This window comes from Rahnella sp. PD12R (genome assembly GCF_019200965.1).
In the GTDB taxonomy this organism is placed as follows: Bacteria; Pseudomonadota; Gammaproteobacteria; order Enterobacterales; family Enterobacteriaceae; genus Rahnella; species Rahnella laticis.
In genome coordinates this window covers 12,140-27,366 of the sequence record NZ_JAHTMS010000021.1, presented here as the reverse complement: position 1 = coordinate 27,366, position 15,227 = coordinate 12,140, and the positions used below count along the sequence as shown (strand labels likewise).

Genomic DNA, 15,227 nt, shown 5'->3' with positions numbered 1-15,227 from the left:
CGTGGGCTCGGAGATGTGTATAAGAGACAGCCGTAGAACACCTTTCTTCGGTACTTCGGCGCAAAAACTATGTGATATTTACAGTTCCATCGCGTGTGCGCTAAGCTCTTTTCGTCCCTCATTGGGACCCCCTTTTGATTTCTTGTTGAACCTTTGCAGTTGCCAGACCGCAAACTGTTTTAACAAATCAAAAGGGGTTTTTATAACTGGCTCAAAGCTGAAAGCTTTACTGAACCCCCAGCCTAGCTGGGGGTTTTCTGTGCACAACAAAAATGGCTCCCGGAGGAGCCATCGTTATTCATGAATTTATTACGCCACGTCTTCGTACTGCGGAACCGGGTTGCGGAAGCTTTTGGTCACGCAGGCCAGATAGATGAAGCCGACTGCGCCCCAGATCAGCCCCAGCACCATCGAACCTTCTTCCAGATTCACCCACAACGCACCGACCGTCAGCGCGCCGCACATTGGTAAAAGCAGATACTGGAAGTGGTCCAGTAAGGTTTTGTTGCGCTTCTCGCGGATCCAGAACTGCGAAATCACAGACAGGTTTACGAAGGTAAATGCCACCAGCGCACCGAAATTAATCAGCGCCGTCGCCGTCACCAGATCGAAGTTAATCGCCATCAGGGCAATCGCGCCAACCAGCAAAACGTTGAAAGACGGCGTACGCCATTTCGGATGAATGTAGCCGAAAAAGCGTTTCGGGAATACGCCGTCGCGGCCCATGACGTACATCAGGCGCGAAACGCCCGCGTGCGCCGCCATGCCGGAAGCCAGAACCGTGATGCTGGAGAAAATCAGCGCGCCAAACTGGAAGGCGCGTCCGGCAACCTGCAACATGATTTCAGGCTGCGAGGCATCCGGGTTTTTGAAGCTGGAGATGTCCGGGAAATACAGTTGCAGGAAATAGGTTGCGCCGATGAAGATGGCACCGCCAATTAACGCCGTCAGGAAAATCGCCCGCGGGATCACGCGCTCGGCATCTTTGGTTTCTTCCGACAAATTACTGATGCCGTCAAAGCCGGTGAACGAGAAGCACAGAATGGTTGCGCCGGTAATCAGCGGCACAGTATGGGTATTTTCGCCCCAGAACGGTTTCGAACTGGCCAGCGTACCGTAACCGGTGCCGTGGTTAACGCCGTAAATCACCATGCCGGTAATCACGGCAATCAGCACAATCTGTAAGACGACGACCAGCGTATTAATATTGGCGACGGTTTTGATGCTGCGTAAATTCGACAGCGTCATAAAGCCGACCAGCACGATGACAAATATCCACGACGGCACGGAAGGCACCAGCGCTTCAAAATAGATTTTTGCCAGCAGAATATTAATCATCGGCGCGAAAAGGTAATCGAGCAGCGAAGACCAGCCCACCATAAAACCGACAACCGGATGAATCGCTTTTTGCGCGTAAGTATAAGCGGAGCCCGCAGAAGGATAGCGGCGCACCAGTTTGCCGTAGCTCAGCGCCGTAAATAAAACAGCGATCAGCGCGAAGGCATAGGCCGTCGGCACATGGCCGTCGGTCAGGCCGGAGACAATACCGAACGTATCGAACAAGGTCATGGGTTGCATATAGGCCAGGCCTATCATAACAACCGGAATCAGCGTAAGAGTTTTACGCAGTTCCACGCGGGAAGGGGTACCTGTTGCGATGTTATCCGACATGATGTGAATTTCCCATGACGGATGACGTCACATAAAAAGAGTGGTGCACCATTTATGTTTCCTTGCGACAAGACTGTCGATTTCTGAAAGTAAATATCTATCCGGTACTAAGCCCGGCCTCTGGTTTTTGAATGTTTTCTTGTACGAAGAATGATTTCGTTAATGAAGAAAGAGTGAATCAGCCCGTTTTGCGGGCCGCATATTTTGCCTGATTAAGTAGCGAAATGACAAGACTGCTCAGGATAAACACAGGCAATAAATAAAATAATCCGCCAAAACCGGCACGTATTGTCAAAGCGCTTTCGAAGGGGTGGAATGAAATGTTTTTATAATGTGAAAATAATTAAACACGCCGTTATTGCATCCGGAAATATATCGACAACCCATGTTTAAAAATAACGAGTGCGCTTCTTATTTAACATTTACCGCCCCGGAACGCCGCTGTACTTTCCCGGTTTCACTTATGGGCAAATTCCGAAAATCCGCTCCTCTGACGTCTTTTTCACACCTGATGTTTACAAAATCAGGGTCCGTGGCAAGAATGAAGATTATTTGCTCATAAAATAAGAAATGTCTGATTCCTCACTTTTACAACAACTCCAGAACCTGAAGAAGCACAATGCCCGGCTAAAACGCATCGCGCACGATGCCCGGAACAAGCTGAGTGCCGCGCTGGATGGAACCGGTTTATGTTTGTGGCAGCTCGACGTGCCCAGCGGAAAACTGGTGATTTACAACCGCCGCTGGGGATCAATGCTGGGTTATCAGCCGAAGGAGCTGAGCGCGCGCTTTGAAGTCTGGCGCGAGCATTTACACCCGGACGACCGGGACGATGTGCTGTCGGCTTTTTACAATCATCTGGAAGGCAAGACGCCGTTTTATGAGGCGCTGCACCGGATGCAGGCGAAAAATGGCACCATTACCTGGGTGCTCGATCGTGGCCGCGTCACCGAACGGGACGACGCCGGACGCCCGCTGAAAGTGACGGGTACCCACATCGATATGACCAAAGAGAAGAATTACGAGCAGCAGCTGGCGACGCTGGCGAACCACGATCCGCTGACCGGGCTGGCGAACCGCCATGCGTTACAGCATCAGTTTGCAGCACTGAAAAATGCCGGGCCGCTGTGCGTGGCATTTATCGATCTGGATAATTTTAAGCATGTGAATGACACGCTCGGGCACCGCAGCGGGGATGAAGTTCTGATGCGTCTTAGCCAGCGTTTTCAGGAAGCGTGCCCGCCGGGTGTCATTCCGGGGCGGCTGGGCGGTGATGAATTTGTGCTGCTGATGCCGTATTCACTTAACAATCCGGTGATTAAACGCGTAGCACAGGCGTGTCTGAATGCGGCGATGATCCCGTTTGAGCTGGATAACGGCAATGCGCAGATTGGCGCGTCGATAGGGATTGATGAAGTGAACGGCAGCGATGATTTCAGTGAAGCGCTGCTGCTAGCCGACCGGGCGATGTATGCAATAAAGCATCACGGAAAGAATGGCGTCATGCTGGGAACGGAGACTTTTCCCCTTCGCGCGTGATGAATTTTCCTCGCTTTCAGTGTTAAAAGTTTGTGCTATAAATTCTGCATAAGAAAAAGGGTTGGTTCGTTTTTTTCGCTCAGCAATGATTTATGGGGGTGATGTGTCTCTTTCTATTTCTGAATGGACGATGGCTAACGACATTGAATGCTCGCATCTGACCGCGAGTAATTCGTCATTTCCGCGTCACACCCACGACGAATACGTCATCAGCGCCAACCTTACCGGCACGGAAGAAATCTGGCTGCACGGTAAAACTGAGCTGGTGCGCGGCGGCGATATCACGATTTATAACCCGTCAACGGTGCAGTCCTCGTTGTTCGGCGATGAAAAGGTCGAGTTCCTCAGCGTACATATTCCGCAGGCGTTGCTGCGTCAGGTGTCGGTCGATCACAATCTGCGTTCAGACCACCACGCGCCGGTGCTGACCGAAGGCGTTCTGAGTAATCCCGCGCTGTTTTCCGCACTGTGCCATTACAAACGCACGCTCAATGATGAAGATCAGGAACAGAATCTGCTGTGGCTGCTCGGCGCGCTGCTGGAAGAACCGGCGAAAGAGCAGGAGCAGTCGCTGCGCCCGATCACCCTGGCGCTGGATTTTATGCGCGACCATCTGACGCGGAAAATACATCTCGATACGCTGGCGCAAATCAGCGGGCTGAGTAAATTTCATTTTGTCCGGCTTTTCCGCCAGCATATCGGCATGCCGCCGCTGCAATACCATATGCAGCTGCGGCTGCTCGAAGCCCGCAACCAGCTGCGCAAAAACAATAACGCGCTGGACGTGGCAATCCGACTGGGCTTTTACGATCAAAGCCACTTCATCAATACGTTCCGCAAAATGATGGGGATCACGCCCCATCTTTATTCGCTGTCGCTGAACGCCTCTCACAGCCACGCGGTTACACGATAAATTCGCGGTAGCCGGTGATGACCACGTACAGCGCGAAGTAGGAGAATATCGCCGCCGACGCCACGTAAGAGTATTTCAGCATTTTGGTGCCGAGCATTTTTCCGCCCCAGCTGCCGACGCAGCACAGCACGATCGTCCAGAACACACCGGCGATAAAGAATCCGGTCAGGAACCACGACGCCTCCACGGTGCCGCCCTGCCCCATGCGGGAAATCAGAGCCCCGCCGACGGCGGCAAACCACAGGATCGCCGTCGGAGAGGACATCGCCAGCAACACGCCACGACCGAAGTTGCGCATAACCGAACGCGGTTGCCCGTTATCGCCGGCGTTCAGATCGCCCGCCGGAGCCAGCGCCGCGCGGATCATTTTGTAGGTAAACCACATCAGCATCAGCGAGCCGCCGACCCACAACACCCAGCGGACGCTCTGGTATTGCAGCAACAGCGTCATCCCTGCCAGCGCCAGCACGGCGTAAATCAGATCGCCGATGCAGGTGCCAATGCCCAGCCAGAATCCGTGAAAATAGCCGCGTTGCATCGCCAGCGTAATCATGGCGATATTGGCAATCCCGATGTCCAGACACAGCGACAGGCTGAGCAAAAATCCATTTGAAAACGGCATCATAACGGAACTCTCTTAATTAACTGGTTGTATTCAATCATGTCATTGGTGGTGCCCAGACGCGCCATCAGCACATCGACATCCTCCGGATTGGTGTGCGGGCAGCGTTCCAGCATGAAATATTTTGCCCGTTCCGCATCGCCACCCAGCAACTCTTCGCTCATCAGTCGGGTAAGATCCGCCATCTGGGTAAAGAAAAGATCCGGGTGGAAGTCGATGGAATCCGCGGTCAGCTCAATGCAGCCGTGTTCACGCAGGTAGTTGAACTGGATCCAGGCCGCCCCGGCGTCGGGATAGCTCGACGGCCCGCGACGCAGGTAGCGCAGCATTTCAAGGAAGTAGATCCGCGCCAGCACGGTGCGGTCGAGTTGCAGACCACCGGCCACCTCTGGCGTGAGGCACATCAGCAGGCCAAACTGATCGGCCAGCGCTTCCTGCACCATCATCGATCCCCAGCGATCAATCTTGCTGAGTTTCGGGAAGACGTTCTCGTTGCGCACCAGCGAATGTCCAAGGTCGTGCCCGCGGAACCACGCAATCAGATAACGCTGGCACACGCGGCTGTCCGGCAGCCGGTCTTCCGGCCAGCCCATTTTTGCCGCTTCAGTGCGCGAAGACAGTTCGAATAATTGCAGGTAAGTGTTGGCGAAAACCACGGTGCGTTTGACCGGCGAATACTTCAGCCCCTCATCTTCCGGGAAGAAATAGGCGAAATGTTTCGGATAGGTATTGGCTTCACCGGCAATGCCAAACAGGTTGATAATTTTGTACGCACAACCCGGCATCGCCAGCAAATCACCGGCAATTTCCTTTTGCAGATACAGCAAACTTTCCGGGAATAAGTCATCCATCACGTCGGAGATTTCCTGCAACATCGGCGCGGGTTCACCAAACCACGATGAGTAAAAACTCTGTTTGGATTTCCCGACCCACGTCGAGGTATTGCCGATGCCCAGCACCAACTGCTGTTCATTCAGCCCGGCGATTTGCGGCAGCACGGTTTTCCCGCAGCTGTCGTCCGCCAGCACTTCCGCGCGTAAAAACAGCCCGCGGCGGGTATCAGGGTCATCAAACATCGGCGCGAGACGGAAACACTGGATCGACATTTCCTCGCGCAGCGCATCCATCAAACGGCTTTCGCAGGCGGCTTCCAGCTGATTAATCGCTTCCGTGAGACGCAGGCAGTAGTGAATAGTTTGCAGAGCTTTAGGACTTAAATTTTCCGGTGCATCCAGATCCATCATTGAAACCTGATATGCCGCCGCGGCTGGCCAAAATGAGGTTGTAAACATGATTTCAAACCCTTAAGCGCAATGGAGACAACCTACTAAATCACTCCCGCGAAACCGGGTATTGGAAGAAATTGCGCAGACGCCAGGAAGTAAAAACCGCCACCAATACAAGCCTGCCATCTGCGTCTACCCTTAACGTATCCATCCCTTTTTCGCTAAGCGCCTAACATCATGAGTCTTTCCCTTCGTCATTACCTGCACGCCCGTTCCCGGCTGGTGATTTCAATCGTTGCCGGGCTGATTTGTTTTTTCGCCCTTCCCGCGCATCTTGGGACGTTGCAGCGCCTGATGATCGGCTGGAATGTGCTGGCATGGCTGTACCTGTTTTTCCTGTGGCTGCGGATGCTGCGCACCGAGCCGAAAGACATTCCGCACATCGCCAAAACGCAGGATGAAAGTGCCAGCATCGTGCTGACGCTGGTGACGCTGACCTGTCTGGTGAGCATTCTGGCGATCCTGATGGAGCTGGGGTCGCTTAAAGATCTCACCGGCACCGCGAGGGCATTGCACATTCTGCTGACCGCCACCACGCTGATTGCTTCCTGGGCGCTGCTGCCCACGTCGTTCGCCATGCATTACGCACATCATCACTATCTGCGGCGCAGCAAAGACTGCACGCCGATGATTTTCCCGGAAAAGCCTGACGAACCCGGTTACTGGGATTTTCTCTATTTCTCTTTCACCATTGCCGTGGCGTCGCAAACCGCCGACGTGGCGACCGGCACCACCGATATGCGGCAGATTGCGCTGTTGCAGTCGGTGATTTCGTTCGTCTTCAATCTGGCCATTCTCGGGTTTTCCATTAACGTCGGCGCGGGATTGCTAAGCTAATTACTGGCTTAACGATTGAAGTAATACGCTGTATTTCGGGGGATTTTCGGCAGAGTTCACTGTAAGTCTGAAAAGGCTAACTTTGGACTTCTATACGTCTAAAACTTAGTGTAGGTTTTCACAATATTCTCCCAATTCGGTTACGTTTAAGGAAACTTTGCTTATGCGCACTTCGTTCGTTGCCCTGACCCTGCTGGCCTCCATGCTGTTTTCTGCCACCTCTTTTGCCGGGACGACGCTGGATCGCGTGACCAAAACCGGCGTTTTGCGCAATGCCATCGTCAATGACTATCCGCCTTTCGGTTTTATTGATGACAATAATCAGCTGGCGGGCTTTGACGTGGATGTCGCCAAAGCCGTGGCGCAGCGTATGGGCGTGAAACTGGAAATTATTGCGCCGGGTTGGGAAACCATTGTCGGCGGTAAATGGCAGGGGCGCTGGGATACCTGTATCTGCTCGATGACGCCAAACACCGAGCGCGCCAAAGTGCTGGATTTCCCGGCGCCGTACTACAACTCTCCGGCGGTTTTGGTGGTGAATAAGAAAGATGACCGCATCAAATCCGCTGCGGATCTGAGCAATAAGAAAATCGGTGTCGGTATCGGTTCAACCTATGAAACGTACCTGCAAAAAGCGCTGGTGATCCCGGGCGCAAAACCGCTGAACTTCCCGTTCGATAACGTGCAGGTCATCCCGAGTGACGAAGAAGTCGCGTTCCAGAATCTGGCGTTAGGGCCGGGTGTGCGTCTGGACGGCGTGGTGTCTGATTTAGCCACCGCCAATGCCCGCATCAAGCGTGCGCCGGTGTTTAAAATTGTCACCGAGCTGTACGCCGAACCGAACTGGGTGGCGACGGACAAAGGTGACGCCGAATGGGATAAGAAAGTCGCAGACACGATTAAATCGCTGCGCGACGACGGCACGCTGGCCAAAATTTCCCAGCACTGGCTGGGTGAAGATATTACGCACGAGGTACCGTGATGCCACAAATCCCGGACAGCCAGCCGAAGGTGGAAACACCGGAACGCTGGCACCACGCGCACGCGTTTAAATTTAAAACCGGGCTGACATGGCTGATTCTGCTCAGCCTGCTGCTCGGCACTTTCAGCAAAATGGGGCTGGACTGGAGCCTGATCAGCCAGAAATTGCCGTTCCTGCTCGGCCTGCGTCTGTCGCCGGACGGCTTTATTCAGGGCGCGGCGCTGACCATTATGATCACCGCCTGTTCGATGTTTTTCTGCCTGCTGATTGGCCTGATCACCGCGCTCGGGCGGATGTCCAAAAACGCGCTGGCGTTTGGCTGCGCCACGTTTTACGCCTCGCTGTTTCGCGGCACGCCGCTGCTGGTTCAGGTATTAATTATTTATCTGGCGCTGCCGCAGGTCGGGATTGTGCTCGGCGCGCTCAGCTCCGGCATTATCGCGCTGTCGATGAACTATGGCGCGTATCTGGCGGAAACCATCCGCAGCGGCGTGCTTTCCGTGCCGCGCGGCCAGCAGGAAGCCGCACTGGCGCTCGGTGTTTCGCGCTGGACGGTGGCGGTTCACGTTACCGCACCGCAGGCGCTGCGCATTATTATTCCGCCCGCCGGGTCGATGTTTATCTCCATGCTGAAAGATTCGTCGCTGGTCTCGCTGATGGGGTTGTGGGAGCTGAATTTTCTCGCGCAATCCTACGGGCGAAGCACCTATCGTTATATGGAAATGCTGGCGACGGCGGCTGCGATATACTGGATTATGTCGATTGTCTTAGAGCTGCTGCAAAGCCGTCTTGAGCGCCGTTTTGCGCAGGGCCAGCGCCGCTGATGTCTAAATTTTATTAACGGGTACGCCATGTCCTTTCCAGAAGATTTTCGTTTAATCAGCTACCTCTCGCGGCTGGAACACGCCGTCCGTTTTCCGCTGTCGTCGTCTTACCCGGAATCGATGAGCATCGATACGCTGTTTGAACTGGCGGGAAAAGAGCACCGCGCGCCCTTCATGCAAACCGTGCTGGATTACCCGCCGCTGCGCGGAACGCCTGAACTTCTCGAGGCCATCGCGTCCACGTACCGGCACATTACGCCGCAGCAGGTCATCAGTTTTGCCGGTGCCGACGAAGCGATTTATGCCAGTTTTCAGATGCTGCTCGAACCAGGCGATCACGCGGTCGTGATCACGCCCAATTATCAGTCGCTGGAAAGCGTGCCGCTGTCGCGCTGTTCCGTCACCGGCGTGGCGCTCGATGAAAACAACGACTGGGCGCTGGACGTGGAAAAAGTGCGGGCTGCGCTGCGTGAAAACACCAAAGTGCTGGCGATAAACTTCCCGCATAACCCGACCGGTGCGCTGATTTCGCGTCAGCAACTCACGGATCTGGTGGAAATGTGCCGCGCACGCGGGATCTGGATTTTCTCCGATGAAGTGTACCGGCAGACAGAGTTTGATCCGGCGGATCGTCTGCCGCATTTGGCCGATATTTACGAACGCGGGATCTCGCTGAATGTGACGTCAAAAGCCTACGGATTGCCCGGCCTGCGTATCGGCTGGGTGGCGTGTCAGGATGACGCGTGGATGCTGAAACTCGAACGCATGAAGCAGTATCTGTCGATCTGCAATTCCATGCCCGGCGAGTTCCTGACGACGATTGCGCTCAACGCCCGCGCGCCGATCCTGGAGCGAGTCATGGCGCGTTCGCGCAGCCAGCTCGCCGCGCTGACAGAGTTCCTGGCGCGCTATCCGCACCTGTTCCGGCTTTCCGTGCCAAAGGCCGGTGTGCTGGCGTTTCCGCGTTATCTGGGGACGGAAGGCGCAGAAGCATTCGCCACCACACTGGTGGAAGAAACCGGGGTGATGGTCATTCCGTCCGTGACTTACGCCTCTGAGCTGACGCCGGTTTCGGAAGATTTTCTGCGCATTGGATTTGGCCGCGAAAATCTGGAACAGGCGCTGGCGGAAATGGGCAAATGTCTGGACAAGCGGTAACTTGCTGAAAAATGCTTATCCCAGTACCTGTTTTTCGGTCAGAAAATCAATGAACACCCGCACCTTGGGCAACATATGGCGGCTGCTCGGCCAGACTACCGAGAATTTGCCGCCCTCGTTCTGAAAGCTGTCCAGCACCGAAATCAGCTCGCCGGAGGCCAGATAATTGCGCACAATAAACTCCGGCACATACGCCATTCCGAGCCCCTGCACCGCTGCCTGAAGTATCGATTCGAGATTATTACTGCTCAGCGCCAGCGGCAGATCCTCCGGCGTTTCGCTCAGTTCCCACTCCTGCCATTGTCCGTTGCCCGGAAACCGGTAACGCAGGCAGGCGTGATGACGTAAATCGCCCGGCGTCAGCGGAGCCGGGTGTTGCGCGAAATAACCGGGGCTGCCGACGATGGCAAAGCGGAACGGCCCGAGACGGCGCGACATCATCTGCGAACTGTTCAGCTCGCCGCTGCGGATGGCGATATCAAACCCCTCATCGATGACGTCCACCATGCGGTCGCTGAAATCCAGATCCAGCTCAACGTCAGGAAAACGTGCGCGAAACTCCGGTAAATGTGGCAACAGCATGCGATAACCGATGGCCGGCGCGGTGATGCGCAATTTACCGCGCGGCACGGCGGAAATCCGCACCAGCTCCTGCTCAGCTTCTTCCAGTTGCGTGACGATATTCTGGCAGCGTTCGAAAAAAAGCTGCCCTTCATCGGTCAGGCTGATGCGTCGCGTGCTGCGGTTAAACAGCCGAACGTTGAGCTTTTCCTCCAGACGCGCCACGCTTTTCCCCACCGCCGACGCCGAAATGCCCATGCGCTCAGCCGCCGCCGCAAAACCCTGGCTTTGCGCCGCGCGGACAAACGCCAGCAAACCATTCAGATTTTCCACTTTACCCTTCCCGCCATTCGAGCGTTTTAGTCCTTAATCATCGGACCCGCAGCCTGTTTCCGCAAGATTACTGACATTTTATCATCCATGTCACGACTCTTTCCGTTGGGGAAACCAATGAATACCTCATCCACGCATAACACCGGCAGCCTGCGGGTTCTGTTCACCGTTTGTCTGGCGGCGGTGATCCTGCCGCTCAATTTCGTCAGCGGCGCGGTCGCCACACCCGCCATCGCCCGCGAACTCGGCGGCAGCGCACAGGCGCTCAGCTGGATAACCAATTCTTTCATGCTGACGTTTGGCTGTTTTCTGATGGCCGCCGGTGCACTGGCGGATGAAATCGGCCGCAAAAAAGTGTTTATCAGCGGCGTATCGCTGTTCGCCCTGCTTTCGCTGTTACAGGCCTTCAGCAGCAGTTTGCTGTGGACTGATTTACTGCGCGGCGCGCAGGGGATTGCCGCCGCCGGTGCGCTGGCGGGCGGTGCGGCGGCTCTGGCGCAGGAATTTGACGGCGCAGCGCGAACCCGCGCGTTCAGCCTGATGGGCAGCAGTTTTGGCGTCGGGCTGGCGTTCGGGCCGTTTCTGGCCGGATTGCTTATCGCGCATTTCGGCTGGCGTTCGGTCTTTTTCTCCGCCGCTGCCATCGCGCTGATTTCGCTGCTCAGCGGCACGTCGAAAATGCGCGAAACGCGAAATCCGCAGGCCGCCGGTATCGACTGGCCGGGTACGGTGTCGTTTACCGCCATGCTCGCTTTGCTGACCTGGGCGCTGATGGAGATTCCGCAGTCCGGCCTGAACAGCCCGCAGGTGCTGGCGATGCTGGCGGGTACGGCGGTGTTACTGGCGATTTTCGTGGCGGTTGAGCTTCGTGTAAAAAACCCGATGCTGGATTTATCGCTGTTCCGCTACGTGCGTTTTATCGGCGTGCAGGCGCTGCCGCTGGCGACCGGTTTCTGTTTTGTGGTGCTGCTGGTGGTGCTGCCGATGCTGTTTATCGGCGTGACCGGGCTGAGCGAGGAGCGCGCCGGGCTGATGATGATGGCGCTGTCGGTGCCGATGCTGGTCGTGCCGCTGCTGGCCGCGTGGCTGACGCGCTGGATACCGGCGGGCGTGTTGTGTACCGCCGGGCTGGTGATTGCTGCGGCCGGTCTGGGCTGGCTGAGCCGCGCGGTGCTGGCGCAGGATCTGTCCGGCATGATCGCGCCGATGCTGATTATTGGCGTTGGTACGGGTTTACCCTGGGGTTTGATGGACGGGCTTTCGGTCAGCGTTGTACCCAAAGAGCGGGCAGGCATGGCGACCGGAATCTTCAGCACCACGCGGGTGGCCGGTGAAGGGATTTCGCTGGCGATTGTCGGCGCCATTCTCTCAGCGCTCACCCATAACGCACTGGCGGCACAATTTACCGGCGGGGAAATCAGTCAGGCGGCGCAGCGGCTGGCGACCGGCAATCTGGCGGTCGCGCAGCAGCTCATTCCGCAGGCCAGCACGGCGCAGCTTCAGGCGCTTTATGCCGCCTCGCTGCACCCGCTGTTGCTGTGTCTGACGGGTATTACGCTGTTTTCCGCGCTGGTGGTTTTACTGGCGCTGCGCGGAAATCATCAGGAGACAGCAGAAACCGCCGCCGTCTGTCAGAAGGATCTGTCGCCGTAACCGGCTTCAAGAACCGGGCGCAGCCGCGCATAAATGTCTTCAATCTCTGCCGGTATTTCAACTTCGGCAATAAAGCCCGCCCCGCGCGGGCCGTAGCCTCCCGGCGCATTACGCAGGCGCGGGATTTCGCCCAGCAGCAGGGAGATAAAGCGCGGCAACGTCCATAAACCGGCCTGTGCAGTTCCGGCAAATCTCACGCTTTCACCTTCGCGCACCAGCTGCGGCACCAGCACCGGCCAGCTGGTGAAGCGGACATCCGGACGATCGCGCCAGACGTGGCGGAAACTGGCGTCGGTGCGCAGCTGCATCAGCGGATCCTGCGTCAGAATAATGTCCGTATTCCGGTCCCCGGATCCATCGAGCACGCGCCGCGCATGTATTGCGTTATCGCCACAGTTGGTCGATGCCGTTTCCAGCAGGATATTTTCCGGGGAAAGCCCGAAATGCTGTAAGCCGATGTCGTACAACACCTCAGCCTCACTGCGACCTTCGGTGGCGACATTCCGGTAAACCGGATGTTGCTGCACCGCGTCATACAGCAAACGGGTCGAATGCCCGATGCCGCCGGCAATCAGCAGGCGTGTCACGCGCTCCTGCGCCAGCGCCTGAAACGCCGCTTCTGCGGTCGGTAAAATCGCGTTGCCCAGCAGGATGAGCAGCGGTGAAGTACCTGACGGCCCCTTTCCGGCGGTTTGGTCAAAAGATAAAAAACGCGCCAGACAGTTCATATCAGCAATAACGGGATCAGAAAACATCACAGTCTCCATTCGGGGGAATACAGCATCATAACCCGTTAACAACACACAAAGAATGGTTAATAAACTTCATCTTTTTACTGCCGCCACGCATCGCACAGACCTGTAAAAAACATAATATTGGGATAAAAAACTATCAATTTCACATTTATAGAATTTTTATCCTTATTATCAAAAATGCCGAAAATATCCCCTTAAGGTAAATTTATTAACTTATATTTAACCATAACGGCGTTTTTCATCATGAGGTTAAGGTCAGGGACTCTTTCAGCAGTGACTGAAAAATACAAATCCCGGCCTGCACGCTGTTTCTTGTCCGGTTTTCTTGCAGTTTTTAGCGTTAAATTACTGACCACCAGAGGATTTCCACATGCAACGCCGTTGCATGAATACACACCAGTGTAAGCAGTTATTGGGAGTCATCATGGGCGAAAAAAATTCTTTATTACTGGCTATTCTGGCCGCGGCAACACTGACGTTAGCCGCAGGCGCACAGGCAGCCGGAACCTTAACAGGGCAAGTGGGTGTTCAGCTGACCATCAGCACCGGGTGTACCGTCGGTAACGGCACCGCCACCGGCGGCACCAACCAGTGGGGTACCTTAAACTTTGGTAACTATGCCGATCTGACCAGCGTGATCAACGGCACCGTGTTTGGTGCCAATGGCACCGGCGCGGTCACCATCACCTGTAGCACCGGCCTGACGCCAACGCTGTCACTCAATGGCGGCCTTGCGGCGACAGGCGGGTTGCGCACGATGACCTCAAGCGGAACCAGCATTCCTTACCGTCTCTACTCCGATACCGCACGTACCACTGAAATCGCGATCAATACGCCAATCACCCTGACCACTGGGACGACGGCGCAAAATATCCCGATTTATGGCCGTGTGCTGCCTGCTGACCAGACCAGCACAACGCCAGCCGCAGGAACTTATAACGATACCGTTGTTGCCACTCTTTCCTGGTAAAGCTTTATTCCTTCAGGGCCGGTTTCGCCCCTGAAGGATTTTTGATTCAAGGAAGGAAAACCATGGACATCAAGGTACTGCTGCTCCTGCCAGCTATCCTGCTGGTGTCGATGCCGTTCAGCATTCCCTTAAGCCAGGCGGCAACAATCGGCGTCAGCGCCACGTTGTTGCCCGCCTGCGAGGCGGGAACCACGACGTCCGGAAGTACCAGTTTTGGTACGCTGAATTTTGGCAATTATGCTTCGCTGACCAGCGCGATTAATGCCACCAGCGCTCAGCTGGCGGGCTCAATTCGCGTGAAATGCGTGAACGGGCTGGCCTACAAAATTGTTATGGATGGCGGCAGCAGCGGTGTGGTGACGGCTCGCAGAATGGTCAACACCACCAACAGCGCGGTGTCCCTGCAGTATAATCTCTATACCACGGCGGCGCGCACGACAGTCTGGGATAACATCACCGGCGTGAGCAATACCGGCAACGGTGCCGATCAGTGGGCGACAGTTTATGGCCGCGTTCCGGCTCAAACCACACCGGCCGCCGGTGTTTATCAGGACACGGTGAACGTCACCGTGTCCTGGTAGAGGCTGCCATGCCTGGCCGTCTGCTCGCCCCGCTGATTCTCCTGCCGCTGATGTTTTGCAGCGCGGCGCGGGCCGCAACCGCCACGGCAGCATTTACCGTCACCGCCACCCTCACCAATGGCTGCGCTTTTGGCAGCTCGTTTTCCAGCCCTACCACCAACCTCGGCACCATCAACTTCGGCTCCATGTCATCCATCCCCGCCAACGTCGACACCACCAGCGTTGCCGGTGCCGGATCAGTGGTAGTGACCTGTACGCCGGGAACCTCCGTCAGTATCGCCATGGATTACGGCACTCATGGCGGCAGCGCGACGCGCCGCTTTCTGCAAAACACCACCAGCACAGAGCAACTGGGCTATCAGCTTTTTCAGGATGCCGCCCGCAGTCAGGTCTGGGGCAACGGCGCACTGGTTAAATCCGTGGCCAGTTTTCCTGCAACCACACAAACCTACCCGGTTTATGCACGTTTATACGCTGTGACCACCCTGCCTTCCGCCGGGACTTATACCGATACCGTCACCGTAACGTTAACTTATTGAATC

Annotated in this window: 16 protein-coding genes; 10 read left to right on the top strand and 6 right to left on the bottom strand. The window is 55.7% G+C overall.

The annotated features are described in order from the left end of the window. Both KWG64_RS24700 and KWG64_RS24695 read right to left on the bottom strand, forming a co-directional pair. Positions 1 to 122: transposase (locus KWG64_RS24700; protein WP_218523420.1), on the bottom strand; the 122-nt coding region annotated here is incomplete at its 3' end. 187 nt (positions 123 to 309) lie between these two features. After that, positions 310 to 1,671 carry an APC family permease gene (locus KWG64_RS24695; RefSeq protein ID WP_195823778.1) on the bottom strand — a complete coding sequence of 454 codons (1,362 nt, stop codon included), beginning with the start codon at positions 1,669 to 1,671 and terminating at the stop codon, positions 310 to 312. Between the two features lie 570 nt (positions 1,672 to 2,241). On the opposite strand from KWG64_RS24695, the gene KWG64_RS24690 reads away from it, so the two are divergent. Beyond that, a complete protein-coding gene (locus tag KWG64_RS24690; protein ID WP_218523419.1) occupies positions 2,242 to 3,210 on the top strand; it encodes a sensor domain-containing diguanylate cyclase in 969 nt (322 codons plus the stop codon). Between the two features lie 103 nt (positions 3,211 to 3,313). Continuing rightward, positions 3,314 to 4,123 carry an AraC family transcriptional regulator gene (locus tag KWG64_RS24685; protein WP_218523418.1) on the top strand — a complete coding sequence of 270 codons (810 nt, stop codon included), beginning with the start codon at positions 3,314 to 3,316 and terminating at the stop codon, positions 4,121 to 4,123. Here KWG64_RS24685 and KWG64_RS24680 read toward each other — a convergent pair. Together KWG64_RS24680 and KWG64_RS24675 are read right to left on the bottom strand one after the other, a co-directional pair. Then, a complete protein-coding gene (locus tag KWG64_RS24680) occupies positions 4,113 to 4,748 on the bottom strand; it encodes a LysE family translocator (protein ID WP_195813791.1) in 636 nt (211 codons plus the stop codon). The genes KWG64_RS24685 and KWG64_RS24680 overlap by 11 nt on opposite strands. After that, positions 4,745 to 6,037: a hypothetical protein gene (locus KWG64_RS24675; RefSeq protein ID WP_218523417.1), complete on the bottom strand. Its 1,293-nt coding sequence runs from the start codon at positions 6,035 to 6,037 to the stop codon at positions 4,745 to 4,747. Before KWG64_RS24675 ends, KWG64_RS24680 begins: the two co-directional genes overlap by 4 nt. 171 nt (positions 6,038 to 6,208) lie before the next feature. Between KWG64_RS24675 and KWG64_RS24670 the strand changes: the two genes are divergently transcribed. The 4 genes from KWG64_RS24670 (at position 6,209) to KWG64_RS24655 (ending at position 9,832) form a co-directional block, all read left to right on the top strand. Further along, positions 6,209 to 6,868: a DUF1345 domain-containing protein gene (locus tag KWG64_RS24670; protein ID WP_195813789.1), complete on the top strand. Its 660-nt coding sequence runs from the start codon at positions 6,209 to 6,211 to the stop codon at positions 6,866 to 6,868. A gap of 163 nt (positions 6,869 to 7,031) precedes the next feature. Continuing rightward, positions 7,032 to 7,850: a transporter substrate-binding domain-containing protein gene (locus tag KWG64_RS24665; protein ID WP_218523416.1), complete on the top strand. Its 819-nt coding sequence runs from the start codon at positions 7,032 to 7,034 to the stop codon at positions 7,848 to 7,850. Further along, on the top strand, positions 7,850 to 8,674 hold the full coding sequence (locus KWG64_RS24660; RefSeq protein WP_152327692.1) for an amino acid ABC transporter permease: 825 nt from the start codon (positions 7,850 to 7,852) through the stop codon (positions 8,672 to 8,674). Before KWG64_RS24665 ends, KWG64_RS24660 begins: the two co-directional genes overlap by 1 nt. Before the next feature lie 27 nt (positions 8,675 to 8,701). Continuing rightward, positions 8,702 to 9,832 carry an aminotransferase class I/II-fold pyridoxal phosphate-dependent enzyme gene (locus tag KWG64_RS24655; RefSeq protein WP_218523415.1) on the top strand — a complete coding sequence of 377 codons (1,131 nt, stop codon included), beginning with the start codon at positions 8,702 to 8,704 and terminating at the stop codon, positions 9,830 to 9,832. Between the two features lie 15 nt (positions 9,833 to 9,847). Here KWG64_RS24655 and KWG64_RS24650 read toward each other — a convergent pair whose 3' ends face one another. Further along, positions 9,848 to 10,726: a LysR family transcriptional regulator gene (locus KWG64_RS24650; protein WP_218523414.1), complete on the bottom strand. Its 879-nt coding sequence runs from the start codon at positions 10,724 to 10,726 to the stop codon at positions 9,848 to 9,850. Between the two features lie 117 nt (positions 10,727 to 10,843). Between KWG64_RS24650 and KWG64_RS24645 the strand changes: the two genes are divergently transcribed. Further along, a complete protein-coding gene (locus tag KWG64_RS24645) occupies positions 10,844 to 12,379 on the top strand; it encodes an MFS transporter (protein WP_218523413.1) in 1,536 nt (511 codons plus the stop codon). On the opposite strand, the gene KWG64_RS24640 is transcribed toward KWG64_RS24645, so the two are convergent. Beyond that, positions 12,358 to 13,134 (bottom strand): YdcF family protein, encoded by a 777-nt coding sequence (locus tag KWG64_RS24640; protein WP_218523412.1) that lies wholly within the window; start codon positions 13,132 to 13,134, stop codon positions 12,358 to 12,360. The two genes, KWG64_RS24645 and KWG64_RS24640, sit on opposite strands and share 22 nt — an antisense overlap. Positions 13,135 to 13,558: 424 nt before the next feature. Between KWG64_RS24640 and KWG64_RS24635 the strand changes: the two genes are divergently transcribed. From KWG64_RS24635 to KWG64_RS24625, 3 genes are all read left to right on the top strand, one after another. Then, a complete protein-coding gene (locus tag KWG64_RS24635; RefSeq protein ID WP_218523411.1) occupies positions 13,559 to 14,104 on the top strand; it encodes a spore coat protein U domain-containing protein in 546 nt (181 codons plus the stop codon). A gap of 62 nt (positions 14,105 to 14,166) precedes the next feature. Beyond that, positions 14,167 to 14,685, top strand: a complete 519-nt coding sequence (locus KWG64_RS24630) for a spore coat U domain-containing protein (RefSeq protein ID WP_218523410.1) — start codon at positions 14,167 to 14,169, stop codon at positions 14,683 to 14,685. Between the two features lie 8 nt (positions 14,686 to 14,693). Further along, complete coding sequence (locus tag KWG64_RS24625) at positions 14,694 to 15,224, top strand: spore coat U domain-containing protein (RefSeq protein WP_152327685.1); 531 nt, start codon at positions 14,694 to 14,696, stop codon at positions 15,222 to 15,224. Positions 15,225 to 15,227: the final 3 nt, after the last annotated feature.

Excerpts from the sequence above, each read along its gene's own strand:
- KWG64_RS24695 (WP_195823778.1), bottom strand. The coding sequence starts at position 1,671 with ATGTCGGATAACATCGCAACAGGTACCCCTTCCCGCGTGGAACTGCGT.
- KWG64_RS24690 (WP_218523419.1), top strand. The coding sequence starts at position 2,242 with ATGTCTGATTCCTCACTTTTACAACAACTCCAGAACCTGAAGAAGCAC.
- KWG64_RS24680 (WP_195813791.1), bottom strand. The coding sequence starts at position 4,748 with ATGATGCCGTTTTCAAATGGATTTTTGCTCAGCCTGTCGCTGTGTCTG.
- KWG64_RS24675 (WP_218523417.1), bottom strand. The coding sequence starts at position 6,037 with ATGTTTACAACCTCATTTTGGCCAGCCGCGGCGGCATATCAGGTTTCA.
- KWG64_RS24670 (WP_195813789.1), top strand. The coding sequence starts at position 6,209 with ATGAGTCTTTCCCTTCGTCATTACCTGCACGCCCGTTCCCGGCTGGTG.
- KWG64_RS24665 (WP_218523416.1), top strand. The coding sequence starts at position 7,032 with ATGCGCACTTCGTTCGTTGCCCTGACCCTGCTGGCCTCCATGCTGTTT.
- KWG64_RS24660 (WP_152327692.1), top strand. The coding sequence starts at position 7,850 with ATGCCACAAATCCCGGACAGCCAGCCGAAGGTGGAAACACCGGAACGC.
- KWG64_RS24655 (WP_218523415.1), top strand. The coding sequence starts at position 8,702 with ATGTCCTTTCCAGAAGATTTTCGTTTAATCAGCTACCTCTCGCGGCTG.
- KWG64_RS24645 (WP_218523413.1), top strand. The coding sequence starts at position 10,844 with ATGAATACCTCATCCACGCATAACACCGGCAGCCTGCGGGTTCTGTTC.
- KWG64_RS24640 (WP_218523412.1), bottom strand. The coding sequence starts at position 13,134 with ATGTTTTCTGATCCCGTTATTGCTGATATGAACTGTCTGGCGCGTTTT.
- KWG64_RS24635 (WP_218523411.1), top strand. The coding sequence starts at position 13,559 with ATGGGCGAAAAAAATTCTTTATTACTGGCTATTCTGGCCGCGGCAACA.
- KWG64_RS24630 (WP_218523410.1), top strand. The coding sequence starts at position 14,167 with ATGGACATCAAGGTACTGCTGCTCCTGCCAGCTATCCTGCTGGTGTCG.
- KWG64_RS24625 (WP_152327685.1), top strand. The coding sequence starts at position 14,694 with ATGCCTGGCCGTCTGCTCGCCCCGCTGATTCTCCTGCCGCTGATGTTT.